Source organism: Streptomyces sp. NPDC002092 (assembly GCF_053593775.1).
In genome coordinates, this window is sequence record NZ_JBSFDG010000021.1 from 16,377 (window position 1) to 39,539 (window position 23,163).

Sequence of the window (23,163 nt, forward strand, 5' to 3'; positions counted from 1 at the left end):
CTGTCCCCCTCGGTCGACCGTCACGCCATCGTAAAGCCTCGTCGTGGCGGCTTTGGCGCCCGCCCCATCACCGGCTACTCCTCCGGCGGCACCCCCGTCCCGGACCCGGCCTACGATGATCCCGACCCACCGATCAGCCGATCACCCGCGTCCCGCTCGGGCCAGCCGCCCCGGGGCGCCGTTCCGGGGAGGAACCCTTGACCCAGCACCTGGGCGCTTTCGCCGCCGCGCCGCGCGACCTGCACGCCTTCATCGCCGGACTGCCCAAGGCCGAACTGCATGTGCACCACGTCGGCTCCGCCTCCCCCCGGATCGTCTCGGAGCTGGCCGCCCGGCACCCCGACTCCAAGGTGCCCACCGACCCCGAGGCCCTGGTCGACTACTTCACCTTCACGGACTTCGCCCACTTCATCGAGGTGTACCTGTCCGTCGTGGACCTCATCCGCACCCCGGAGGACGTACGGCTGCTGACGTACGAGGTGGCCCGGGACCTGGCCCGGCAACATGTGCGCTACGCCGAGCTGACCGTCACCCCGTGGTCCTCGACCCGCCGCAACATCGACGAGCGCGCCTTCATGGACGCCATCGAGGACGCACGCAAGGCGGCGGAGGCCGAGTTCGGGACGGTGCTGCGCTGGTGCTTCGACATCCCCGGCGAGGCAGGTCTCGAGGCCGCCGGGGAGACGACGCGGCTCGCCACCGACGACCGGCTGCGGCCGGAGGGCCTGGTGTCGTTCGGGCTCGGCGGGCCCGAGATCGGCGTGGAGCGGCCGCAGTTCAAGCCGTATTTCGACCGGGCGATCGCGGCGGGGCTGCGTTCCGTGCCGCACGCGGGCGAGACCACGGGACCGGAGACGGTGTGGGACGCGCTCACCCATCTGCGGGCCGAGCGCATCGGGCACGGCACGAACTCCTTCCAGGACCCGAAGCTCCTCGCGCACCTCGCCGAGCACCAGATCCCGCTGGAGGTCTGCCCGACCTCCAACATCGCCACGCGCGCCGTCCGCAGCCTCGACGAGCACCCGATCAAGGAGTTCGTGAAGGCCGGGATCGTCGTCACCGTCAACTCCGACGATCCGCCGATGTTCGGCACCGACCTCAACAACGAGTACGCCGTCGCCGCCCGGCTGTTGAACCTCGACGCGGAGGGCATCGCCGCGCTCGCCAAGAACGCCGTCGACGCCTCCTTCCTCGACGAGACCGGCAAGGCCGCGATCCGGGACGAGATCGACTCCTACACCTCGGCCTGGCTCGCCCCCTGACACCCGCTGGCGGGACGACCTCCACAATGGGGCCATGCAGAACGTGACCGCCGTGGCCCATCGCGGCGACCCCTACCGCGTCCGCGAGAACACGATCGACTCGCTGCGTTCCGCGCTCCGACAGGGCGCGGACGCGGTCGAGATCGACGTACGGCTCACCAAGGACGGCGTGCCCGTGCTGCTGCACGACGAGACGCTGAAACGGCTGTGGGAGCACGAGCGGCCGCTCCGCTCGCTGTCCGCAGCCGAGGTGCGCGGTCTCACGGACGGCGGGGTGCCGACGCTCGCTCAGGCGCTGGCCGCCACCGACGGCACCCGGCTGATGCTGGACCTGCCGGGACTGCGGGACGTGCGGGCGGCGCGCCGCATCGTGGACGCCGTACGGGAGGCGGGGGCGGCCGACCGCGTCTACTACACCGCCGACGCCACCGCGATGCTCGCCGTCCGCGCCGCCGACACATCCGCCGAGATCGCCCTGACCTGCACCAGCCTGGCGCCGCCGCGCCCCGCGCTGCTGGCGGCGGTGAAGCCGCGCTGGCTCAACTACCGGTTCTCGCTGGTGGACCGCGACCTGGCCGCCCGGGTCCACCACGACGGGTATCTGCTGTCCGTCTGGACCCCGGACACCCGCCGCTCCATGCGCCGCCTCATCGACCTCGGCGTCGACTCGATCACGACCAACCGCGTCGACGTCCTGTGCGGCCTGCGGGGCGGCGGCTGAGCGGCTACACCCGTGAGCGCTGGGGCACCGTCGCCGGATCGGACGGGGTCGCGCGGGTGACGTACTGCGGGACCGGGGTGTCGTCCTTGCCGGTGTCGCGGACCAGGCCGTAGCGGATCGCGCCCTGGGCGGGGCCGGTGGTGATGTCCTTCTCGACGGCGTCCCAGGTGGTCGGGAAGACGTTCAGGTTGTAGTCGGCGCCGCGCTCGTTCACGGTGAGGGTGACGCGGCCGTCGACGTAGAAGAACTCGTTCTGCCACATCTGCTGGGTGCCCGGCGGCAGGACGTCGAAGCCGGTGGCCTTGCTGCCCATGCCGGTGGCCGTGGGGTCGGTGGTGCTGACGCGGTCGTCCATACGGCGGCCGCCGCCCGAGGCCACATGGAAGAGCCTGCCCTTCAGTCCGGTCCAGGTCGGCGGGACCAGGCCGCCGGGCCGGTACTGCGGTTCGAGCTGCCAGCGGACCAGGACATAGCCCTGGCCGGTGAGCGTCACGCTGTCGCCGCGGTGGGTCATGGTGGCGTGCGCTCCGCCGGTGCTGGTGATGCCGGACGCGGGCCGGTGCGGGAGGGCGGCGGGCGGTCTGTCCGGGGCGGGCGCCTTGTCCACGGCGTCGACGACGCTGCCGTAGAGCTCGGTCTTCTCCTTCTTCGGCTTCTTCGTCACCGAGGGGGACGGGAAGGGCGTGGGCGGGGCGGACGAGGGCGGCGGGCGGTGGGTGCTCGACGTCGTGGGGCTGCTCACCGCGCGTGAGTGCGGGGTGTCCGGGGTCTGTGTGACGACGTAGGCGCCGCCCGCGACGATGGTCGCGCTCGCCGTGACGGCGACGGCGGGCTTGGTCAGGACGCCGAGCACCTTGGCGGACCAGCCGACCGAGCCGGTGGCCACGGTCGTCTTGCCGCCGAGGGCCAGGGAGAGCGTGAAGCCGACCGGGACCGGCACCAGCGCGATGCCGGCCAGGAGCCGCTCCGCCGGTACGACCGACTCGCGGGCGTCGCCGCAGTAGGCGCAGCCCCTGATGTGCCGGGCCAGTCGCTTGCGCCAGACCGAGTCGGGCCGCCCGTCCCAGCGGCCGGTCAGCTCCCGCAGCTGCGGACACGCCCCGTCCAGGGCGCGCACGATCCCGCGGGAGGTCTCCAGGCGCTCCTTCATCCGCTGGACGCGTACGGCGGCGTGCTGCCTGCTGATGCCGACGGCCGCGGCCAGTTCCCGCCGGGTCAGCTCGCCCGCGACCTCCAGCCACCACAGCGACAGCAGTTGCCGGTCCTCGTCGTCCAGCCAGCGCACCGCCTCCGCGACCTCGCGCCGCTGCCCCTCCAACTGCAGCCGCAGTACGGTTAGTTCGGCGAAGTCGGTGGCCTCCCGGGCGGCGCCCTCGTCCAGTTGCCGAGGGGACCTGCGGCGCGCCCGGTCCCGTATCTGCCGCATGGCGATCGCCATCAGCCAGGACCGGAAGCTGTCCGGGTCGCGGAGCGAGCCGAGGTTGTCGACGGCGCGCAGCATGGTGTCCTGGACGACGTCGTCGACGTCGGCATGACCGTTCAGAGCACGCCCGACGACGTTGTAGACCAGCGGCAGCCAGCCCGCGACGAGATCGTCCAGCGCCTGCCGGTCACCGGCCTGTGCGGCCGCGATGGTGGAGCGCCACTGATGCCCGGCCTTCTCGTCCACGTACGTCCTCTCCCGGGTCATATGCCGCTGGACCGCACCTTCTCAGCCGTACCGGGGGTGGTGGCTATGTCGGGGATCACAGTGGATGCCGGGCGCGGGCGGGGCATGTGGGGGCTCCCGGGTGTGAGGGGAATGGGGGACGCGAGAGGAGACGCGGTGGAGGCGGCCGGGATAACACTTTTTCACCGAGCCCGGCCAGCCGTCGGCCCCCGTCTCCGCCCGCGGCCCGTCCGGCCCGCCTCCACAGCCCTGCACGCCGCGACCGCCGGACCCGCGGCACTCAAACAGCGAGCGCCGGGGCGGTGTTCGGGCCGGTGAGGGCCTCCAGCCGCTTGATCTTCTTCCGTACGACGTACAGCGGGATCACCCCGAAGACCCCGAACGACATGTCGATCACCGACCACCAGAACGGGATTCCCCGGAGCGGTCCGCAGATCAGGGCGAGCGGGACGATCCCGGCGCAGGCGATCATCGCGAACTCGACGACCCAGATGTTGCGGACCGGGTCGCGGTAGGGGCCGTAGAAGGCGAGGGCGATGACGAGATGGGCGAAGGCGAGCCAGTCCGTGCCGTAGAGCAGGAAGGGGTAGTCGGCGTCGGCGGTGTCGAGTCCGTGCCGGACGCGCTCGATCCAGTCCATGAGGGCGGGGACGTGATCCGGAACGGACAGCGACCTCAGCAGGTCCTCGGTCCAGCGCAGTTCGTGGACCAGGGGGAAGGCCGTGGCGCCGCTGAGCACCAGGCAGACGACGAAGAAGACCAGCCAGGCGCGGATGCCCTTCAGCAGGGCGGCTCTGTCGCTCATGGCAGCAGCGTACGCCCATCGTTGAACGTGTTCAAAACTGCTGCCGGTCATCTGCTGGAGGGGACGGCACCTCCGATACGGGCCGACTGCGCGACCGTCGGCACGGAGCTTGCGGACGGCTGGGCGGTGCGGGGGGCCGGCGGGCGGCTGGGGAGCATGGAGGGGCTGGGGACCGTGGAGGGGCTGGCGCTGGGAGAGGGCGTGACCGGGGCGGGTGCCTTCGTCGACGGCGGCGGCGTCGAGGGGCTGCTCGCGGGCGGCGGGGCGAGAGGGACCACCGGGGACGCGGGGCCGCCGGAGGCGGTCAGATGCAGGGGCAGCGCTACGAGAGCGGCGACACCGCAGGTCAGGGCCGCTCCGGCGGCCGCGCGCAGAAGGCGGCGGCGGGATGCGCCGCGGCGGATCTCCTCGTAGCGGCCGGGGGGTGCGCCGAGGTACTCGGCGGGGGGCCGCAGGAGGACGGTGAGGGGGTCCTCGGGGTCGAAGTCCGGGCCCTCGTCAGAGTGTGTGATCAAGGCTTCTCCTCAGGTGGGCGCGGAGCAGTTCGCGGGCCGTGTGGAGGTCGGCCTTGACGGTTCCTTCCTTGCGTCCGGTCAGCACGGACACCTCCCGGATCGGCATGTCAGCGTAGTAGTGCAACAGGATCGGGACGCGCAGTCGTTCCGGGAGGGACTGCACGAGCAGCCGTACCGAGGGGTCCGCCTGTTCGAGGTGCGGGGCCACCGCGGCCTCCGTGGTGGCCCGGCGCACGGCTCTGCGTTCGCGCTCCAGCTTGCGCCAGTGGTCCCGGACGAGGTTGGCCGCGGTGACATAGAGGAAGCCGCGCGGCTCCGCCACCGACGTCCAGCGGGCCCAGAGCCGGGTGAACGCCTCCGAGGCGATCTCGTGGGCCGTCTCGTCGTCGTCGACCAGCCGGCGGCACCAGCCGGCGAGACGCGGATAGAGGGCGGCGAACAGCTCGGACGCGGCCTTCTCACGGGACCGTTTCAACGTTCTCCAGGGTCGTGGGGGCAGTCGTAGGGGCGCTTGTGGAGGAAGACCCCGGGCCGACGGCGTACGTTCCGCCGGCCCGGGTTCCGGGTGGCCGGGTCAGGGGCCTGCGGAGCTCAGCGTCGCGAAGACGATCACGTTGTCGAGATAGCCGTCACCGGTCCGCTTGCCGCCGCAGGTGATGAGCCGCAGCTCCGGCCGGTTCACGTCCCCGTAGACCTCGTCCGACGGGAAGCGGGACTTGGACACCGTGCGGACGGCGGTCACGGCGAACACCGCAGCCGTGCCGTTCTCCAGGCGCGTCACGATCTTCTCGCCCCGGTGCAGCTCCCCCAGGCGCCGGAAGACTCCGTCCCCGTAGGCGCCGACCGTGACATGACCGAGGATCACCGACGGTCCGGTCTGGCCCGGAGTCGGGGAGTGCTCGTACCAGCCCGCCCGGTCGTGCGCCGCGATCGGCGGCACCTGCACGCTGCCGTCCGCCGCCAGGCCCAGCCTCATCACAGGGGTGTCGACGCCGATGGCCGGTATCCGGAGCCCGACCGGGATGGATCGCCCCACCGCGGACACCGACTTGGCGGTCTTGGCCGGGGGCGGGGCGGCTGCGGACGGCGTGCTCGTGGGGCTCCCGGTGGTGGTGGCGCCGGGGCCGCCGCAGGCGACGAGCAGTGCGGCCAGCGCCATGGCGGCGAGGGCACGCCCGGAGCGCGGACTCATGCCCCGTTCGCCTGCCGGCGGCGTACGAGGAAGACGGCGCCGCCGCCGAGGACGACGGCCGCGGCGGCGCCACCGCCGACCAGCGCACCCGTGTTCGAGGAGTCCGAAGTCTTCGGCGGCACACCGGTGTTCGGCGCGCCGCTCGGCACGACGGAGACCTGGCCCGAGGACGGCGTCCGGGTCGGGGCCGCGCTAGGCACGGCACTCGGGGCGGTACTGGCGCTGGGACGCGCACTGGGGGCGGAGGTGGGCGCCTGGGAGGCGCTGGGGACGGGGCTCGGGCTCGTCTTCGCCCCGTCGGCGAACGCGGGCACCGCGCCCGCCAGCACGGCGGTGCACGCAAGTGCCATGGCACTGAGGCCGGTTCGGCGCATGAATCGCTCTCTTTCGTCGGTCCGCCCGGTGGTCGACCGGCGGACTGTGTGACTGATCGAGCGGAGAGACGAGACAGCACAGAGGCAGGTTGTAAAGAGATGGCAAAGCCGCTCGGACCGCGGGATCCGGCCCGTCGATCGGGGAATTGGTGACGACCGTGTGCGCGGGTCTTGAAGGTGGCTTGCGGCCGTCCTTGTCATGACGTAGGTACGTGAATCATGAACCTTTTCACCCGTGCTGCGTCTCTGCGCCGCCCGGCTCCCCCCACCGCCACCGCCCCGCAACGCACCCTCGAACGCCCGGCGTTCGCCCCCACAGCGAACCGTCCGGACCCCACTCTCGCGGCCCTGACCGGAGAGTGGGTGATCGACCCGGCGCACAGCCGTATCGGTTTCTCCGTCCGCCATGCCATGGTGACCACCGTGCGCGGGGCATTCACCGAGTACCAGAGCCGGCTCTACTTCGACGGCCGCGACCCCTCCCGCTCACGCGCCGAGATCGTCCTGTCCACGGCCTCCGTCGACACCGGCGTGGAACAGCGCGACGCACACCTGATCGGCCGTGACTTCCTGGACGCGGCGAACCATCCGCGGATGCGCTTCGTCAGTACGACGGTGCAGCTCGCGGAGCCCGACGTCTACCTCATGAACGGCGAGCTCACCATCAAGAACACCACCCGCCCCGTCGACCTGGAGCTCACCTACATCGGGCACGTCGTCGACGCGTTCGGGGACGAGCGGGTGGGCTTCGACGGCACGACCACCATCAACCGCTCCGAATGGGGCCTGACGTACAGTCAGAAGCTGGCGGAGGGCGGCGCCATGGTGAGCGAGAAGGTGCGCCTCCAGTTCGACATCGCCGCCATCCGGACGCTGCCCGCCTGAGCGGGGCGGTGCCGCTGCCCGCCCCCGCGCCTCACAACCCCACGATCTTGTTCCACCTCTTCGCGAACTCCACCCGCTCCGTCGACGTGATGTCCCGGGCGATCACGAGCCGTTTGCGCATCTCGGCGTCCGGGAAGATCAGCGGGTTCTCGGCGAGGGCCGCGGTGTCCTTGTCCTTGGCGGCCGCGAGGACGTCCTGGGCGGCGGGGACGGGGCAGACGTAGTTCACCCAGGCGGCGAGTTCGGCGGCGACCTCGGGTGCGTAGTAGTGGTCGACGAGCCGCTCGGCGTTCCTCTTGTGCGCCGCGCGGTCCGGGATCATCAGGGAGTCGGCCCACAGCTCCGCGCCCTCCTCGGGGACGACGAAGCGGATGTGCGGGTTGTCGGCCTGGAGCTGGATGACGTCGCCGGAGTACGCCTGGCAGGCCAGGACGTCGCCGCTGACCAGGTCCTTGGTGTAGTCGTTGCCGGTGAAGCGGCGGATGTGGCCCTGCGCGACGTACTTCTCGACCTGGTCGCAGACCTGGTGGAAGTCGGCCGCCGTCCACCTGGTGATGTCGACGCCGTTGCCCTGCATCAGCAGCGCGAACGCCTCGTCCAGGCCGGACAGCAGGGTCACCCGCCCCTTGAGGTCGCTCGCCCACAGGTCCGAGACATGGCGGATCTCGCGGCCGAGCCTGCGGCGGTCGTACGCGATGCCGGTGATGCCCGACTGCCACGGCACCGAGTATCTGCGGCCGCGGTCGAAGGCGGGCGAACGCAGCTGCGGGTCGAGGTACTCGGCCACGTTCGGCTGCCCTGCCCGGTCCATCTCCTGGACCCATCCCAGCCGCACGAACCGCGCGCACATCCAGTCGCTCATGACGATCAGATCGCGGCCCGTGGACTGATGGTTCATCAGGGCGGGGCTGATCTTGCCGAAGAACTCGTCGTTGTCGTTGATCTCCTCGGTGTACTCGACGGAGATCCCCGTGCGCTTCTCGAAGGCCTCCAGCGTGGGCCGCCGGTTGGGGTCGTGGTCGTCGGTGTCGATGTACAGCGGCCAGTTCGCCCAGGTCAGCCGCCTGTCACGGGCGGACAGATCGGCGGCGGCGCGCTCGCCCGGCCGTACATACGCGGCGGGCACCCCGCAGCCGGCCAGACCGCCGAGCACCGCACCACCGCCCAGCGCGCGCAGCAGGGACCGACGGGAGGGGGCGGAGGCCTTCGGCGTGAGGGGCATGGGCGCAGCATGCCGTCCCTGCCTGTACGCCGACAATCGACGCGTCGTCGAGTACGCCCGCACCGGCCGGACACCCTGTCGAACGGTGCGGCCCCGGACGGTGGTTGATCCGCCCGGGGCCGCGTGTCACGTCGTGGGGACTAGGCGTCCAGCGACGTCATCACGTGCTTGATCCGGGTGTAGTCCTCGAAGCCGTACCCCGACAGGTCCTTGCCGTAGCCGGACTTCTTGAACCCGCCGTGCGGCATCTCCGCGACCAGCGGGATGTGGGTGTTGATCCACACGCAGCCGAAGTCCAGCTTCTTCGACATCCGCATGGCACGGCCGTGGTCCTTGGTCCACACCGACGAGGCGAGCGCGTACTCGACGCCGTTGGCCCACTCCACGGCCTGGTCCTCGTCCGAGAAGGACTGGACGGTGATGACGGGACCGAAGACCTCCTTCTGGATGATCTCGTCGTCCTGCTTCAGCCCGGAGACCACGGTCGGCGCGTAGAAGTAGCCCTTCTCGCCGACCTGGTGGCCGCCGGCCTCGACCTTGGCGTGCGCGGGCAGCCGCTCGATGAAGCCGGCCACCTGCTTGAGCTGGTTGGGGTTGTTGAGCGGGCCGAACAGCACGTCCTCGTCGTCCGGCTGCCCGGTCTTCGTCTCGGCGGCCGCCTTGGCGAGTGCGGCCACGAACTCGTCGTGGATGCCCTCCTGCACGAGGACGCGGGTCGCCGCCGTACAGTCCTGGCCGGCGTTGAAGAAGCCCGCGACGGAGATGTCCTCCACGGCCTTGGCGATGTCGGTGTCCTCGAAGACGACGACCGGCGCCTTGCCGCCCAGCTCCAGGTGGACCCGCTTGAGGTCCTTGGACGCCGACTCGGCGACCGACATGCCCGCCCGCACCGAGCCGGTGATGGAGGCCATCGCCGGCGTCGGGTGCTCGACCATCAGCCGGCCCGTGTCCCGGTCGCCGGTGATGACGTTGAAGACGCCCTTGGGCAGGATCGACCCGATGATGTCGGCCATCAGGACGGTGGACGCCGGGGTGGTGTCCGACGGCTTCAGCACGACCGTGTTGCCCGCCGCGATCGCCGGGGCGAACTTCCAGACGGCCATCATCATCGGGTAGTTCCACGGCGCGACCTGCGCACAGACGCCGACCGGCTCACGGCGGATGATGGACGTCATCCCGTCCATGTACTCACCGGCCGAGCGGCCCTCCAGCATCCGGGCCGCACCCGCGAAGAAGCGGATCTGGTCGACCATCGGCGGGATCTCCTCGGACCGCGTCAGCCCGATCGGCTTGCCGGTGTTCTCCACCTCGGCCGCGATGAGCTCCTCGGCCCGCTCCTCGAACGCGTCCGCGATCTTCAGCAGGGCCTTCTGGCGCTCGGCGGGGGTGGTGTCGCGCCAGGCAGGGAAGGCCGCGGCGGCGGCCGCCATCGCGGCGTCCACATCCGCCTGGCCGGACAGCGGCGCGGTCGCGTACGCCTCGCCCGTCGCGGGGTTGACCACCTCGGTGGTCCGTCCGTCGACGGCGTCCCGGAACTCACCGTTGATGTAGTTGCGCAGACGACGCAGCTCGGTGCTCACTGCCGGCCCTCCAAGTTCGAGTGGATCCAATGTGTCCATTGAATGAGACACCCCACAGTAATCAGATCGCCCACGTTTTCAACACCCCTGATCGCGCCAAGGCTGCGAAATCCGCAGGTCTCAGTCACGTAAACAACGAATTTCATCGGTCCGCCCTTGCGGAACCGTCGAGACGTCGTGCACAGTGAGGTCGTGGCCAGTCGAAGCGCAGAGCAAAGGGACTCGTCCCGCGAGTCCAGGAACGGCACTCCACATCTGGATGCCGTCTCCCTCGCCATCATCGAGCAGCTCCAGGAGGACGGCCGCCGGCCGTACGCCGCGATCGGCAAGGCCGTGGGCCTGTCCGAGGCGGCCGTGCGCCAGCGCGTCCAGAAGCTGCTCGACCAGGGCGTGATGCAGATCGTCGCCGTCACGGACCCGCTCACCGTGGGCTTCCGCCGGCAGGCGATGGTCGGCGTCAACGTCGAGGGCGACGTGGAGAAGATCGCCGAAGCGCTGACTGACATGTCGGAAGTCGAGTACGTGGTGATGACCGCGGGCTCGTTCGACATCCTCGCCGAGATCGTCTGCGAGGACGACGACCACCTGCTGGACGTCATCAACAAACGCATCCGGGCCCTGCCCGGCGTGCGCTCCACCGAAAGCTTCGTCTATCTGAAGCTGAAGAAGCAGACCTACATGTGGGGAACCCGATAACCGTGAGGACCCGATAACCGTGAGCTCCAAGGACCTCAGCAAGACCGCGTACGACCACCTGTGGATGCACTTCACCCGCATGTCCTCGTACGAGAACTCCCCCGTGCCGACGATCGTGCGCGGCGAGGGCACCTACATCTACGACGACAAGGGCAAGCGCTACCTCGACGGTCTCGCGGGCCTGTTCGTGGTCCAGGCCGGTCACGGCCGCACGGAACTCGCCGAGACCGCCTTCAAGCAGGCGCAGGAGCTGGCGTTCTTCCCGGTGTGGTCCTACGCCCACCCGAAGGCCGTGGAGCTGGCCGAGCGCCTCGCCGACGAGGCCCCGGGCGACCTGAACAAGGTCTTCTTCACCACCGGCGGCGGCGAGGCGGTCGAGACCGCCTGGAAGCTCGCCAAGCAGTACTTCAAGCTGGTCGGCAAGCCCACCAAGTACAAGGTCATCTCCCGCGCGGTCGCCTACCACGGCACCCCGCAGGGCGCCCTGTCGATCACCGGCCTGCCGGGCCTGAAGGCTCCCTTCGAGCCGCTGGTCCCGGGCGCGCACAAGGTCCCGAACACCAACATCTACCGCGCGCCGCTCTTCGGCGACGACCCGGAGGCCTTCGGCCGCTGGGCCGCCGACCAGATCGAGCAGCAGATCCTCTTCGAGGGCCCGGACACGGTCGCCGCGGTCTTCCTGGAGCCGGTGCAGAACGCCGGCGGCTGCTTCCCGCCGCCGCCCGGCTACTTCCAGCGGGTGCGGGAGATCTGCGACCAGTACGACGTGCTGCTGGTCTCCGACGAGGTCATCTGCGCCTTCGGCCGCCTGGGCACCACCTTCGCCTGCGACAAGTTCGGCTACGTCCCGGACATGATCACCTGCGCCAAGGGCATGACCTCGGGCTACTCCCCCATCGGCGCGTGCATCGTCTCGGACCGCCTGGCCGAGCCGTTCTACAAGGAGGACAACGTCTTCCTGCACGGCTACACCTTCGGCGGCCACCCGGTCTCCGCCGCGGTCGGCCTCGCCAACCTCGACCTGTTCGAGCGCGAGGGCCTCAACCAGCACGTGCTCGACAACGAGGGCGCCTTCCTCTCCACCCTGCAGAAGCTGCACGACCTGCCGATCGTCGGCGACGTCCGCGGCAACGGCTTCTTCTACGGCATCGAGCTGGTGAAGGACAAGCACACCAAGGAGTCCTTCAACGACGAGGAGACCGAGCGCGTCCTGTACGGCTTCCTCTCCAAGGCCCTGTTCGACAACGGCCTGTACTGCCGTGCCGACGACCGCGGCGACCCGGTGATCCAGCTCGCCCCGCCGCTGATCTCCAACCAGGAGACCTTCGACGAGATCGAGCAGATCCTGCGCGCCACGCTGGCGGAGGCCTGGACGAAGCTCTGACCTCCCGGCGGTTCAGCCGTTTATACGGCCCGGGGTGCACCCGTTCGAGTGAGAAGGGTGCACCCCGGGCCGCGTGCTGTCCGGCGCCGGCGCCCCCGCTCCTTAGCGTGCCTGGTAACCGATCGGCCCTGTCCTCGTTCCCCCGCACGGGGGAACAAAGATCACGGGAACCACAGATCCGAACCGAGGTGTACGCCCATGGAGGCCCCGCCGGACAATGACGTGCTCTGGGCACGCTCACTGCATTTCCAGCACAGTGACGGCTCGCCCGCGCTCAGCGGCGTCTCGTTCGGCGTCCGGGAGGGCGAGATCCTCGCCGTCAGCGGCCCCCGGGGCAGCGGGAAGACGACCCTGCTGCGCTGTCTGTCCGGCCTGCTGACGGCCCAGCGGGGCGAGGTCTGGTTCAACAGCGTGCCGGTCCACACCATGGCCCAGCCTGCCCGGGAGCGGCTGCGCCGCGACCGCTTCGGCTGGATCGACCCGGCCCCCGTGCTCGTACCCGAACTGAACGCCTGGGAGAACGCCGCCCTCCCGCTGATGCTCCGCGGCACCAGCCGCGAGCGCGCTCGTACGGCCGCCCTGGAGTGGCTCGAACGCCTTGACGTCGGCGACCTGTCCCGTCGGCGCCCGCACGAGATGAAGCAGGCCGAGCGGCAGCGCGTGTCGATCGCCCGGGCCCTCGCCCAGGGCCCCACCGTCCTCTTCGCCGACGAGCCGACGGCCCCCCTGCACCGCGCCGACCGCGCCCATGTGCTGCGCACGCTCACCACGGCGGCCCGTTCGCACGGCATCACGGTCGTCGTGGCCACCCACGACCAGGAGACCGCGGCCATCGCCGACCGCACGCTGTCGCTGCTGGACGGCCGCTGCGTGAACACGGTCCACCTGCCGCCGGTGGCCGAGACGGAAGGCCGGGCCCCGTGCTCGCTCTCCGTCTGACCCGCGGCGCCCACCCGGCCGTACAGCTGCGTCGCCTCCTGGTGGCGGTGGCCTCGGCCGGCACGGGCTTCCTCCTGCTGTGCGCCCTCGGTTACGCGATGAGCCATCCGGACAACCCCGGCGGCTCGGCCCTCCGTCTCGCCTGGTGCCTGACCCCGCTGGCCGCCACCGTGCACTTCGCGGTGGCGGTGGCCCGCACCGACCCGGGCACGAAACCCCGCAGCGGCCTCTCGGCCATCGGCCTGGGCCCGTTCCGTCTGATGGCGGTGTCGGCCACGACGACGGCCCTGTCCTGCACGCTGGGCTCGCTGCTGGCCCTCCTCGTCTTCCTCGACCTCCGCGGCGACCTCACGGGCGCCCCCTTCGACGGCGCGGCCTCGGTGTTCCTGGCCGCCGACCAGCCACTGCCCGTCCCCGCGGCCCTCACCCTGCTGGCGCTGATCCCGGCAACCGCGTCGGCGACGGTGGCGCTCGTCCTCCTCCCCCGGGACGCGCGGCCGGCCGCGGCACGGGCGGTGGCACGGCACTACGGCCGCTTCGGGGCATACGGCCGGACGGTGGCACGGGAGACCTTCGGGACGTACGGCCGCTTCGGCGCCCGCTCCCGCACCCGGCCCACCGGCAGTCGCACCGCCGGCGCGGCTCCGGATCCGAAGACGGGCGGCACTCCGCCGCCGCGGGCGAGCGACCCCGCCCCCACGGCACCACCCCCGGGCGACGACGCGACCGGTGTCCAGCCGGACCCCGGCCACTTGCCGCCCCTGCCTCCCGCGCCCGGCAGCGCCCCCGCGGGCCTCCCCTGGGGCGTCTCGGTCCTCACCGCGGGCCTGGCCGTGCAGGCCTACGCCACCCGCGCGTCGACCACCCCCGCACCCCGCCTCCCCGGCGGCCTTGCCACCGGCGCCCCTGCGGTCCTCCTCGGCTGGGTGCTCACCGCCCTCGGACTCGCCGTCGCCGGCCCGGGCCTCGCCCATCTGTGCGGCCGCCTCCTCCAGGCGGGACGCCCCGGCGCCCTCCGGCTGCTGTCCGGACGCGTCCTCATGGAGGAGGCCACCCGCATCGGCCGCCCCCTCGGCATCGTCTGCGCGGTCGCCTCCGGCACCTACGCCATGGCCGCCCTGTACGACACGAGCACCCCCGTCTTCGGGCCGCTCACCACCCTCGGCACGCTTCTCGTCTCCGGCTGCACCGTCGCCACGCTGCTCACCGCGGCCGTGGAGGCCAAGCACGCCCGGGCCGACACCACGGCAGCCCTGCTGCGCCTCGGCGCCCCCGCCACGATGCTGCGCAGCGCCGCCGCCCTTCGGGTGGGCGCACTGCTGGCCCTGTTCGTCCCGCTGACCCTGATCGTGGCGGAGCTGGCGGCCCTGCCACTGGCGCGCTGAGAACTCGTACGAAAAAAATTCCCGGGAACCGATGAGTTCCGGGCGGGCCCCCCGTCTAACACTGCGAACACCACGCATCCGATGGGAGAGACCTCACATGTACCAGCAGATGATCTTCGTGAACCTGGCCACCGGCGACGTCGAGGCGTCGAAGAAGTTCTTCACGGAGCTCGGCTACACGATCAACCCGCAGTTCAGCGGCGACGACTGCGCCTGTGTCGTGATCAGCGACACCATCATCACGATGCTGCTCAGCAAGCAGCGGTACGCGGACTTCACGAAGAAGGAGATCGCGGACTCGACGAAGACCAGCGAGGTGCTGATCTGTCTGAGCGCCGAGAGCCGCGAGAAGGTCGACGAGCTGGTGAACAAGGCGGTCGCGGCCGGCGGCACCGCCAACGACGACGTCCAGGACCACGGCTACATGTACGGCCGTTCCTTCGACGACCTCGACGGCCACAGCTGGGAGGTCGTGTGGATGGATCCGGCGGCGGTCCAGGGCTGACCGAAAGCTTGGGCGAACGGCGTGCCTAGCATGGGCCCGTGCAGACGAGCCCGGCCCATGCGGCCCACCACGACGAGCGTGAGATCGAGACGCTCGAGGACTTCGACGCGACGGTGTCGGCCCGCGGCACCCTCGCCGGCCACCGCGTACAGGCCGTCGATCTGACGGACCGTACAAGGGAGTTGCTCACCACCGACACCGCCGAGGCGGTCTTCCTCGGCTGTCCGATGCGGGAGGAGGCGGCGACGAAGGTCCGCGCCGACGGGGCGCTGGTCTTCCCGCCGGTCCCGCATCTGCCCTTCGACCCGTACCGCGGGCACCTGTACCGGCCGGACGAGCTGTTCGCCTCGCTGGAGAAGGGGTACGAGCAGACGCCGGACGCCCTCGCCTACGCCTGGTTCCAGCGCACCAAGGCCGACGGCGACATATTCGCCTCGATGCTGCGTGCCGTGCACGACGACTCCATCTCCGACGCCCTCGACGAACTGCTGCGCGGGGCACGGGTGGTGGGCGTGATGGGCGGCCATGCGATGGCGCGCGGGACGGACGCGTACGCCGGGGCGGCGCGTCTCGGCCGGGAGCTGAGCCGCGCCGGGTTCACCGTGGCGACCGGCGGTGGTCCGGGAGCGATGGAGGCGGCGAACCTGGGTGCGTACGCGGCGCCGTACGAGGACGGCATGCTGGAGGAGGCCTGCCAACTCCTCGCGAAGTCACCGTCGTTCATGCCCTCGATCACCGAGTGGGCCCGCGCCGCCTTCGAGATACGGACCCGCTGGCCGAAGGGCAACCACTCCATCGGCATCCCCACCTGGTTCTACGGCCATGAGCCGCCGAACCCCTTCGCCTCGCACATCGCCAAGTACTTCGCCAACGCCACCCGCGAGGACGGACTGCTGGCCCGCTCGAACGCGGGTGTGGTCTTCCTGCCGGGCGCCGCCGGGACCGTACAGGAGATCTTCGACAACGCGACGCCCAACTACTACGAGTCGCGCGGCGAACCGACGCCCATGGTGCTCGTCGACCGCAGGCACTGGACGGAGCACCTGCCGGCCTGGCCCCTCTTGCAGTCACTCGCCCGGGAACGCTCGATGGAGTCCCGTATCGCCCTCGTTGACCGTATCGAGGAGGCTCCGGCGGCGCTGAAACGTCTCGGCGGTTAATGAAAGTGCAAAGCCAACGACCCAGGCAGGCCTGTACATTGACACTACTTATCGAACGCTTATAAACCTTTGAGTCTCCTGGGGAGTGTGAGGCTTCACCTCCACTGTCGCTTCACGTCCCTCGTCACCCCCCCGCAGTTGCACCTCCCGTGAAGGGCAAACGTGTCCATATCTCGCCGTACCGCACGTCGTTCCGTGCAGATCCTGGGCGTCGCCGCCGCGTCCTCCGCGCTCGCACTGAGCGCCGCGGGCTCCGCGCTCGCCTGCAGCATCACTGAGTTCTCCGCCGAAGCCAAGTGCGAAGGCGGCAAGGGCAGCATCGTCGTCACCGACAAGGACGGCTCCGGCACCCCCGCCACGGTCACCGTGTTCCTGGAGAACAACGGTGCCGACGTGAAGACGGTCGGCTCGAAGGACGTCACCGGTTCCCGCGAGGGTGTCACCATCACCTTCGACGAGAACTGGTCGCCGAACGCCGAGTACCGCATCCGCGTGCAGGCCGGGCGCGACAAGGACCACCTGATCGTCGACAAGGACATCACGCCGAACCTGACGACTCCGTCCGAGGGCTGCTCGAAGGGCGCGACCACGCCGCCGGCATCGCCGACGCCGACCCCGTCCGCCTCCACCCCGGCCTCGGAGTCCCCGACCCCGTCCGCCTCGGAGAGCACGCCTCCGGCAAGCACCTCGTCCAACGCCCCCTCCCCGGCGGCCGGTGACTCGAACCTCGCCGAGACCGGTGCGAACTCCAACACCGGCCTGATCGCCGGTATCGCGGGCGCGCTGGTCGTGGTCGGCGGCGGCGCCGTCTTCTTCGGCATGCGCCGTCGTGGGGCGAACAGCGGCCGCTGACGCCTCCCGCAGAACAACACCGTGGCCCGTCCCCGTATCCCCGGGGGACGGGCCACGGTCGTTCACCCGAAGCTCGCCCGCTCCAGCCAGAACTCCAGCAGCTTCCGCTCGCCGAGGACCTCCAGCTGCGGGCTGTCCAGAGGAATTCGACGGTAGAAGGCGAGGAGCAGGGAGGTGAGCGGTCCGCGCAGGGCGACGTCCGCCTTCTCATGGCCGCGGCGCCAGCCGAAGCCCGCCTCGGTGCCCTCGATCAGCCACTCGGCATTCGACTCCGGTGCGGTGTCGGTGGCGTGGAGGTGAATACTTTCTCCGGCGCCGACCGGCGCTTCCTTCCCCTCCCGCTCCCGCACCCATCCCACGATCTGCAGCCACTCGTCGATCGCGTCCGCAGCAATGTCGGGGGCCACCTCGTACGGCAGCCCCGCGGCCAGCGTGGCGTCGGCGCGGTGCACGGTGATCTCGTGGGCCATGCGGCGGGCCCAGAAGCCGGCGGTCTGGGGTCCCGCCCAGCCCCACACCTTCGCGTCGGGCCCGGCCTCGCGCAGTGCGCCCACCACCAGCTCGCCGGCCTCCGCCAGCCAGGCGTCGAGGGCGGCGGCGTCACCCGCGGTCTCGGGGCCGTCGCCGCGCGGTACGTCTTCGTCGGGGATGTTCTCCTGCGCCCGGGTGCGCACCAGCGTCCCGGACCAGCGCAGGGCTCCGCCCATGTGCAGGACGAGCATCTCCAGGGTCCAGTCCGGGCAGGTCGGGACGGTCGCGTTCAGATCGGCGCCGCTCGTCACCACCGCCCTCAACTGTTCCACCTGGTGGGCGATTTCATCGCAGTAGCGATCATGCGTAAGAAGTGTCATCCCGCGCACCCTATGCGGGATGCGGTCAGCCGAGCACCACGATTTCTGCCGCGTCGAACTCCACCCCGACCGCGTCCCCGACCTCCGGTGCCTCACGAAGTGCCACCGCCGCCTCCAGCCGTGGCGCCTCCTCCGGCTGCACCTGTACGGCGACATGGGTGCCCTTGAAGGTGCGTGCGGCAACCGTGCAGCGCAGGCCCTCGTCGGCGGGGACGAGCCGTACACCGGCGGGCCGCACGAGCAGCGTGCGCGTTCCCTGCGGGGCGTCCTGGGCCACCGGCAGCTTGCCCCAGGGGGTGTCCGCGGCCTCCCCGCTCACCATGCCCTCGACCACGTTGTCGAAGCCGAGGAACCGGGCCACGAACTCGTCCGCGGGCCGCTGCCAGACCTCCAGTGGCGTACCGGACTGGGCGATGCGTCCGTCCCGCATCACCACGACCCGGTCGGCGAGCGCGAAGGCCTCGCCCTGGTCGTGGGTCACGGCGAGCACCGTGGTCCCCAACTGCCCGAAGAGTTCCCGGAGTTCGACGACGAGGCGCTCCCGCAGCGAGCGGTCGAGCTGGCCGAGCGGCTCGTCCAGCATCAGCAGCCGCGGGCGAGGCGCGAGTGCGCGGGCCAGCGCGACGCGCTGCTGCTCACCGCCGGAGAGCGAGGCGACGGCCCGGCGCGCGGCGCCCGGCAGCCCGACGAGGTCCAGCAACTCCCGTACGCACTCGTCCTGTTGGGGGCGCGTGGCGCCGTGCATGCGCAGCCCGAAGGCGACGTTGCCGCCCACGTCCCGCTGCGGGAAGAGCTGATGGTCCTGGAACATCAGGCCCACCTCCCGCTTGTGCGCGGGCACCCCCGACTGGTCCCGTCCGTCGAGCAGCACCCGCCCCGAGGACAGCGGCTGGAGCCCGGCAACCGCCCTCAAGAGAGTCGACTTGCCGCTGCCGCTGGGCCCGAGCACGCACACGATCTCGTGTTCGGCGGCATCGAGGCCGACGGCGTCGAGCACGGCCCGCCCGCCGAACCGCACGGTCGCGTCCTCAAGGCTCAGCAGCATCTAGAACTCCCCGCTCCGGTCGGTGCGCAGCCGCTCCAGGATCAGCAGCGCCACCGCGCACACCACCATCAGAATCGTCGAAAGGGCCATCGCCTGCCCGTAGTTGAGATCACCCGGCCGGCCGAGCAGCCGGGCCACGGCGACCGGCAGCGTCGGGTTGTCCGGCCGCGCGATGAACACGGTCGCCCCGAACTCCCCCAGGGACACCGCGAAGGCGAACCCGGCCGCGACCAGCAGCGCCCGCCGCACCATCGGCAGGTCGACCTCCCGCCACACCCGCCAGGGCGATGCCCCGAGCACGGCCGCCGCCTCCCTGAGCCGCGCGTCCACGGCCCGCAGGACCGGCAGCATGGTCCGTACGACGAAGGGGGCGCCCACCAGCGCCTGCGCGAGCGGCACCAGGATCCATGAACTGCGCAGATCCAGCGGCGGCTTGTCCAGCGCGATCAGGAACCCGAAGCCGACCGTCACCGCGGAGACGCCCAGGGGCAGCATCAGCAGCGCGTCGAAGCCACGGACCAGCCGGCCCGCGTCCCGGCGCGCGAGCGCCGCGGCGGCCAGGCCGCCGACCGCCACGGCGATGGCGGTCGCGGCGAGGGCGTACTGGAGCGAGTTGCCGACAGCCTGGATCGGGGGTACGAGGAAGGTGCCGCCGTCGTCGTGAGTCAGCGCCCGGTAGTAGCCGAAGCCGGAGGCGCCGAGGGACCGCTGCACCAGCACGGCCAGCGGCAGCACGAGCAGCACGAGAATGGTGGCGAGGACCCCGGCCAGCAGCGCCCACTGCCCGGTCCCGCGCGGCCGTCGCGCCGTGACGTTCGCGTCCACCAGCCGCAGGGCGCTCTCCCGCCGCCGTACGGTCCAGGCGTGCACGGCGAGGATCGCGCCGACGGCGACGAACTGGATGATCGTGAGCACGGCGGCGGTGGACAGGTCGAAGATCTCCGAGGTCTGGCGGTAGATCTCCACTTCGAGGGTGGAGAAGGTCGGGCCGCCGAGGATCTGCACCACGCCGAAGGAGGTGAAGGTGAACAGGAAGACCATCAGCGCGGCGGCGGCGACGGCGGGCGCGAGCGCCGGCAGGGTCACCTTCCGCCAGGCTCTGAACGGAGAGGCGCCCAGCATCCGCGCCGCCTCCCCCTGCCGCGGGTCGAGTTGCCCCCACAGGCCGCCGACGGTCCGTACGACCACGGCGTAGTTGAAGAAGACATGCGCCAGCAGGATGGCCCAGACGGTGGTGTCCAGCCGGACGCCCCACAGCTCGTCGAGCAGTCCACCGCGCCCGACCAGCGCCAGGAACGCCGTACCGACGACGACCGTCGGCAGCACGAACGGAACGGTGACGACGGCCCGCAGAACCTGCTTGCCGGGAAAGTCGAGGCGCGCGAAGACATACGCGCCGGGGAGCGCGACCAGCAGCGTGAGCGCGGTGGACGCGAGCGCCTGCCAGGTGGTGAACCACAGGACGTGCCGGATGTCGGCCTGTGTGACGACGTCCGCGATCCGCCCGAACCGCCACGACCCGTCGACCTTGAGCCCGCGCGCCACGATCGCGGCGACCGGCCAGGCGAAGAAGGCGGCGAAGAACGCGACGGGCACGGCCATCAGGCCGAGCCGCACCGCGCTCCCCGTCCACCTTCTGCGGACGGCTACTTCAGTACGAGTGACGTCCACGACTTGACCCACTGGTCACGGTTGGCGGCGATCTTGCTCGGGGTCATGGTCTCGGGGTCCTTGGCCGGCTGCCCGTACTTCACGAACTCCGGCGGCACCTTGGCACCCTCGATCACCGGGTAGACGAACATGTTGAGCGGCATGTCCTCCTGGAACTCCTTGCCGACCAGGAAGTCGATGAACGCCTTCCCGCCCTTGGTGTTCCGGGCGTTGCTGAGCAGCCCGGCGTACTCGATCTGCCGGAAGCAGGTGCCGTACGACGTTCCGATCGGCGCGGTCTTCGGCTTCGGGTTGCCGTAGATGACCTCGGCGGGCGGCGAGGAGGCGTAGGAGACGACGAGCGGCCGGTCCGCCTTGGCCTTCTTGCCACCGGCCGACCCGGAGAACTCCTCGTTGTAGGCCTGCTCCCAGCCGTCGACGACCTTCACGCCGTTCGCCTTGAGCTTCTTCCAGTAGCCCTGCCAGCCGGTGTCGCCGTACTTGGCGGCGGTGCCGAGCACGAACCCGAGGCCGGGCGAGGAGGTGGAGGCGTTCTCGGTGACGAGGAGGTTCTTGTACGCGGGCTTGACGAGGTCGTCGAACGACTGGGGCGGTGCCAGCTTGTGCTTGCTGAAGTACGCCTTGTCGTAGTTGACGCAGATGTCACCGGAGTCGATCGGTGTGACCCGGTGCCCCGCCTGGTCGACCCGGTACTGCGCCTGGATCCGGTCTGCGCCCTTCGCCGCGTACGACTGGAACAGCCCGTTGTCGAGCGCCCGCGAGAGCAGGGTGTTGTCGACGCCGAAGAAGACGTCGCCCTGCGGGTTGTCCTTGGTGAGGATGGCCTTGTTGACGGCCTGCCCGGCGTCGCCGCTCTTGAGGACCCTGACCTTGTATCCGGACTGCTTCTCGAAGTCCGCGAGGACGTTCTTCGAGACGGCCCACGAGTCGTGGCTGACGAGGGTCACGGTCTTGGAGTCCGTGGAGCCCCCGCTGCCGGACGAGGACCCGCACGCGGACAGCGTGATCAGGCCGAGGCCGACCGCGGCGGCCACGAACGTCTTGGTGTGCACTGAATTCCTCCTGGCTGACCAGGAAGAGACGCGGCCCTGCCCGGGAGCGCCGGGGCATTCCACCGGCTCCCGGGCAGGGCGCAACAGCTCGAGTGAAGACCGAACTTCCTACCCAGAATGACCTGGGCAAGGTTCAGAGGGTCTGCGGCCCGGTTGCCGCACTCTCAGCGCTGTGGCGCTCCCCTGTCGGAATATGAAGATGTACGTACGGGCTCAGGTTACCGCTCGGTGGCCGCGAGCTGACCGCAGGCCCCGTCGATCTCCTGCCCACGGGTGTCCCGGACGGTCACCGGCACACCATGCGCGGCGATGGCTTCGACGAAGGCCTTCTCGTCCTCGGGCCGGGAGGCGGTCCACTTCGAGCCGGGTGTCGGGTTCAGCGGGATGAGGTTGACGTGCACGGGCTTGCCGCGGAGCAGCCGCCCGAGCCGGTCACCGCGCCACGCCTGATCATTGATGTCACGAATGAGGGCGTACTCGATGCTGAGCCGCCGCCCGCTCTTCTCGACGTACTCGAACCCGGCGTCGAGGACCTCGCGCACCTTCCACCGCGTGTTGACGGGGACGAGGGTGTCGCGCAGTTCGTCGTCCGGCGCGTGCAGCGAGATGGCGAGCCGGCACTTGAAGCCCTCGTCGGCGAACCGGTGGATGGCGGGCACCAGCCCGACGGTCGACACGGTGATGCCGCGCTGTGACAGCCCGAGCCCGTCGGGAGCGGGATCGGTGAGCGCCCGGACGGCCCCGACCACACGCTTGTAGTTGGCGAGCGGCTCGCCCATCCCCATGAAGACGATGTTGGACAGCCGCGCCGGCCCGCCGGGCACCTCGCCGTCCCGCAGCGCCCGCATCCCGTCGACGATCTGGTGCACGATCTCCGCGGTGGACAGGTTCCGGTCGAGCCCGGCCTGCCCGGTGGCACAGAACGGGCAGTTCATCCCGCACCCGGCCTGCGAGCTGATGCACATGGTCACCCGGTCCGGGTAGCGCATCAGCACCGACTCGACGAGCGTCCCGTCGAACAGCCGCCACAAGGTCTTGCGCGTCGTCCCCTGGTCGGTCGACAGATGCCGTACGACCGTCATCAGCTCGGGAAGCAGCGCCTCCTGCAGCTTGCCGCGCGAACCGGCCGGGATGTCGGTCCACTCCGCCGGGTCGTGCGCATACCGCGCGAAGTAGTGCTGCGACAGCTGCTTGGCACGAAACGGCTTCTCGCCGATCTCGGCCACCGCTTCCTTGCGCTCGGCGGGCGAGAGATCGGCAAGATGCCGCGGCGGCTTCTTGGCTCCGCGGGGGGCGACGAAAGTGAGTTCTCCGGGCTTAGGCATGGCTGTACCAGTGTCGCAGATCCCGCGGAGTGGCCCGCTCCACCATGCATGCGGGGGAAAGCGAGCCCTCCAG

The 23,163-nt window shown here is 70.7% G+C and carries 22 protein-coding genes and 1 pseudogene; 10 read left to right on the top strand and 13 right to left on the bottom strand.

The genetic code is table 11. From position 1 onward, the window contains the following. The first annotated feature begins 66 nt into the window (after positions 1-66). A pseudogene (locus ACWCRD_RS37125) lies at positions 67-1,262 on the top strand (adenosine deaminase). A 34-nt stretch (positions 1,263-1,296) separates the two neighbouring features. Further along, the gene (locus ACWCRD_RS37130) at positions 1,297-1,983 is read left to right on the top strand and encodes a glycerophosphodiester phosphodiesterase (RefSeq protein ID WP_450970111.1); all 687 of its coding nucleotides are present in this window, start codon (positions 1,297-1,299) and stop codon (positions 1,981-1,983) included. Positions 1,984-1,987: 4 nt separating this feature from the next. Here the strand turns inward: ACWCRD_RS37130 and ACWCRD_RS37135 are convergent, their stop codons facing one another. From ACWCRD_RS37135 to ACWCRD_RS37160, 6 genes are all read right to left on the bottom strand, one after another. Beyond that, the gene (locus tag ACWCRD_RS37135) at positions 1,988-3,673 is read right to left on the bottom strand and encodes an RNA polymerase sigma factor (RefSeq protein WP_450970112.1); all 1,686 of its coding nucleotides are present in this window, start codon (positions 3,671-3,673) and stop codon (positions 1,988-1,990) included. A gap of 259 nt (positions 3,674-3,932) precedes the next feature. Next, positions 3,933-4,457: a hypothetical protein gene (locus tag ACWCRD_RS37140; RefSeq protein ID WP_450970113.1), complete on the bottom strand. Its 525-nt coding sequence runs from the start codon at positions 4,455-4,457 to the stop codon at positions 3,933-3,935. Positions 4,458-4,504: 47 nt separating this feature from the next. Beyond that, a complete protein-coding gene (locus ACWCRD_RS37145; protein ID WP_450970114.1) occupies positions 4,505-4,972 on the bottom strand; it encodes a hypothetical protein in 468 nt (155 codons plus the stop codon). Next, positions 4,956-5,447, bottom strand: coding sequence for an RNA polymerase sigma factor (locus ACWCRD_RS37150; RefSeq protein ID WP_450970115.1), 492 nt, complete (start codon positions 5,445-5,447; stop codon positions 4,956-4,958). Before ACWCRD_RS37150 ends, ACWCRD_RS37145 begins: the two co-directional genes overlap by 17 nt. A 99-nt stretch (positions 5,448-5,546) precedes the next feature. Then, a complete protein-coding gene (locus ACWCRD_RS37155; protein ID WP_450970116.1) occupies positions 5,547-6,164 on the bottom strand; it encodes a class F sortase in 618 nt (205 codons plus the stop codon). Beyond that, entirely contained in the window at positions 6,161-6,538 is a 378-nt protein-coding gene (locus ACWCRD_RS37160) for an LPXTG cell wall anchor domain-containing protein (RefSeq protein WP_450970117.1), read from the bottom strand. Before ACWCRD_RS37160 ends, ACWCRD_RS37155 begins: the two co-directional genes overlap by 4 nt. 219 nt (positions 6,539-6,757) lie before the next feature. Between ACWCRD_RS37160 and ACWCRD_RS37165 the strand changes: the two genes are divergently transcribed. Beyond that, entirely contained in the window at positions 6,758-7,423 is a 666-nt protein-coding gene (locus ACWCRD_RS37165; protein WP_450970118.1) for a YceI family protein, read from the top strand. Between the two features lie 31 nt (positions 7,424-7,454). On the opposite strand, the gene ACWCRD_RS37170 is transcribed toward ACWCRD_RS37165, so the two are convergent. Both ACWCRD_RS37170 and ACWCRD_RS37175 read right to left on the bottom strand, forming a co-directional pair. After that, positions 7,455-8,645, bottom strand: a complete 1,191-nt coding sequence (locus tag ACWCRD_RS37170; RefSeq protein ID WP_450970119.1) for a polyamine ABC transporter substrate-binding protein — start codon at positions 8,643-8,645, stop codon at positions 7,455-7,457. 140 nt (positions 8,646-8,785) lie between these two features. After that, the gene (locus ACWCRD_RS37175; RefSeq protein ID WP_450970120.1) at positions 8,786-10,225 is read right to left on the bottom strand and encodes a gamma-aminobutyraldehyde dehydrogenase; all 1,440 of its coding nucleotides are present in this window, start codon (positions 10,223-10,225) and stop codon (positions 8,786-8,788) included. A gap of 177 nt (positions 10,226-10,402) precedes the next feature. Between ACWCRD_RS37175 and ACWCRD_RS37180 the strand changes: the two genes are divergently transcribed. The 7 genes from ACWCRD_RS37180 (at position 10,403) to ACWCRD_RS37210 (ending at position 17,146) form a co-directional block, all read left to right on the top strand. After that, a complete protein-coding gene (locus ACWCRD_RS37180) occupies positions 10,403-10,921 on the top strand; it encodes an Lrp/AsnC family transcriptional regulator (RefSeq protein ID WP_266961142.1) in 519 nt (172 codons plus the stop codon). A gap of 19 nt (positions 10,922-10,940) precedes the next feature. Beyond that, positions 10,941-12,305, top strand: a complete 1,365-nt coding sequence (locus tag ACWCRD_RS37185) for an aspartate aminotransferase family protein (protein ID WP_450970121.1) — start codon at positions 10,941-10,943, stop codon at positions 12,303-12,305. Between the two features lie 198 nt (positions 12,306-12,503). Beyond that, positions 12,504-13,244, top strand: coding sequence for an ABC transporter ATP-binding protein (locus ACWCRD_RS37190; protein WP_450970122.1), 741 nt, complete (start codon positions 12,504-12,506; stop codon positions 13,242-13,244). After that, positions 13,226-14,629: a hypothetical protein gene (locus tag ACWCRD_RS37195; RefSeq protein WP_450970123.1), complete on the top strand. Its 1,404-nt coding sequence runs from the start codon at positions 13,226-13,228 to the stop codon at positions 14,627-14,629. The genes ACWCRD_RS37190 and ACWCRD_RS37195 overlap by 19 nt, the downstream gene beginning before the upstream one ends. 97 nt (positions 14,630-14,726) lie before the next feature. Beyond that, positions 14,727-15,134: a VOC family protein gene (locus ACWCRD_RS37200; protein WP_450970124.1), complete on the top strand. Its 408-nt coding sequence runs from the start codon at positions 14,727-14,729 to the stop codon at positions 15,132-15,134. A 38-nt stretch (positions 15,135-15,172) separates the two neighbouring features. Next, a complete protein-coding gene (locus ACWCRD_RS37205) occupies positions 15,173-16,294 on the top strand; it encodes an LOG family protein (protein ID WP_450970125.1) in 1,122 nt (373 codons plus the stop codon). A 162-nt stretch (positions 16,295-16,456) separates the two neighbouring features. Beyond that, on the top strand, positions 16,457-17,146 hold the full coding sequence (locus ACWCRD_RS37210) for an LAETG motif-containing sortase-dependent surface protein (RefSeq protein WP_450970126.1): 690 nt from the start codon (positions 16,457-16,459) through the stop codon (positions 17,144-17,146). Between the two features lie 62 nt (positions 17,147-17,208). On the opposite strand, the gene ACWCRD_RS37215 is transcribed toward ACWCRD_RS37210, so the two are convergent. The 5 genes from ACWCRD_RS37215 to rlmN form a co-directional block, all read right to left on the bottom strand. Next, positions 17,209-17,997, bottom strand: coding sequence for a maleylpyruvate isomerase family mycothiol-dependent enzyme (locus ACWCRD_RS37215; protein ID WP_450970127.1), 789 nt, complete (start codon positions 17,995-17,997; stop codon positions 17,209-17,211). Positions 17,998-18,022: 25 nt separating this feature from the next. Next, positions 18,023-19,042 carry an ABC transporter ATP-binding protein gene (locus ACWCRD_RS37220; RefSeq protein WP_450970128.1) on the bottom strand — a complete coding sequence of 340 codons (1,020 nt, stop codon included), beginning with the start codon at positions 19,040-19,042 and terminating at the stop codon, positions 18,023-18,025. Beyond that, positions 19,043-20,644 (bottom strand): ABC transporter permease, encoded by a 1,602-nt coding sequence (locus ACWCRD_RS37225; RefSeq protein WP_450970213.1) that lies wholly within the window; start codon positions 20,642-20,644, stop codon positions 19,043-19,045. Positions 20,645-20,688: 44 nt separating this feature from the next. Beyond that, positions 20,689-21,765, bottom strand: a complete 1,077-nt coding sequence (locus tag ACWCRD_RS37230; RefSeq protein WP_450970129.1) for a thiamine ABC transporter substrate-binding protein — start codon at positions 21,763-21,765, stop codon at positions 20,689-20,691. Positions 21,766-21,983: 218 nt separating this feature from the next. Further along, positions 21,984-23,090, bottom strand: a complete 1,107-nt coding sequence (gene rlmN, locus ACWCRD_RS37235; protein ID WP_450970130.1) for a 23S rRNA (adenine(2503)-C(2))-methyltransferase RlmN — start codon at positions 23,088-23,090, stop codon at positions 21,984-21,986. Positions 23,091-23,163 lie beyond the last annotated feature (73 nt).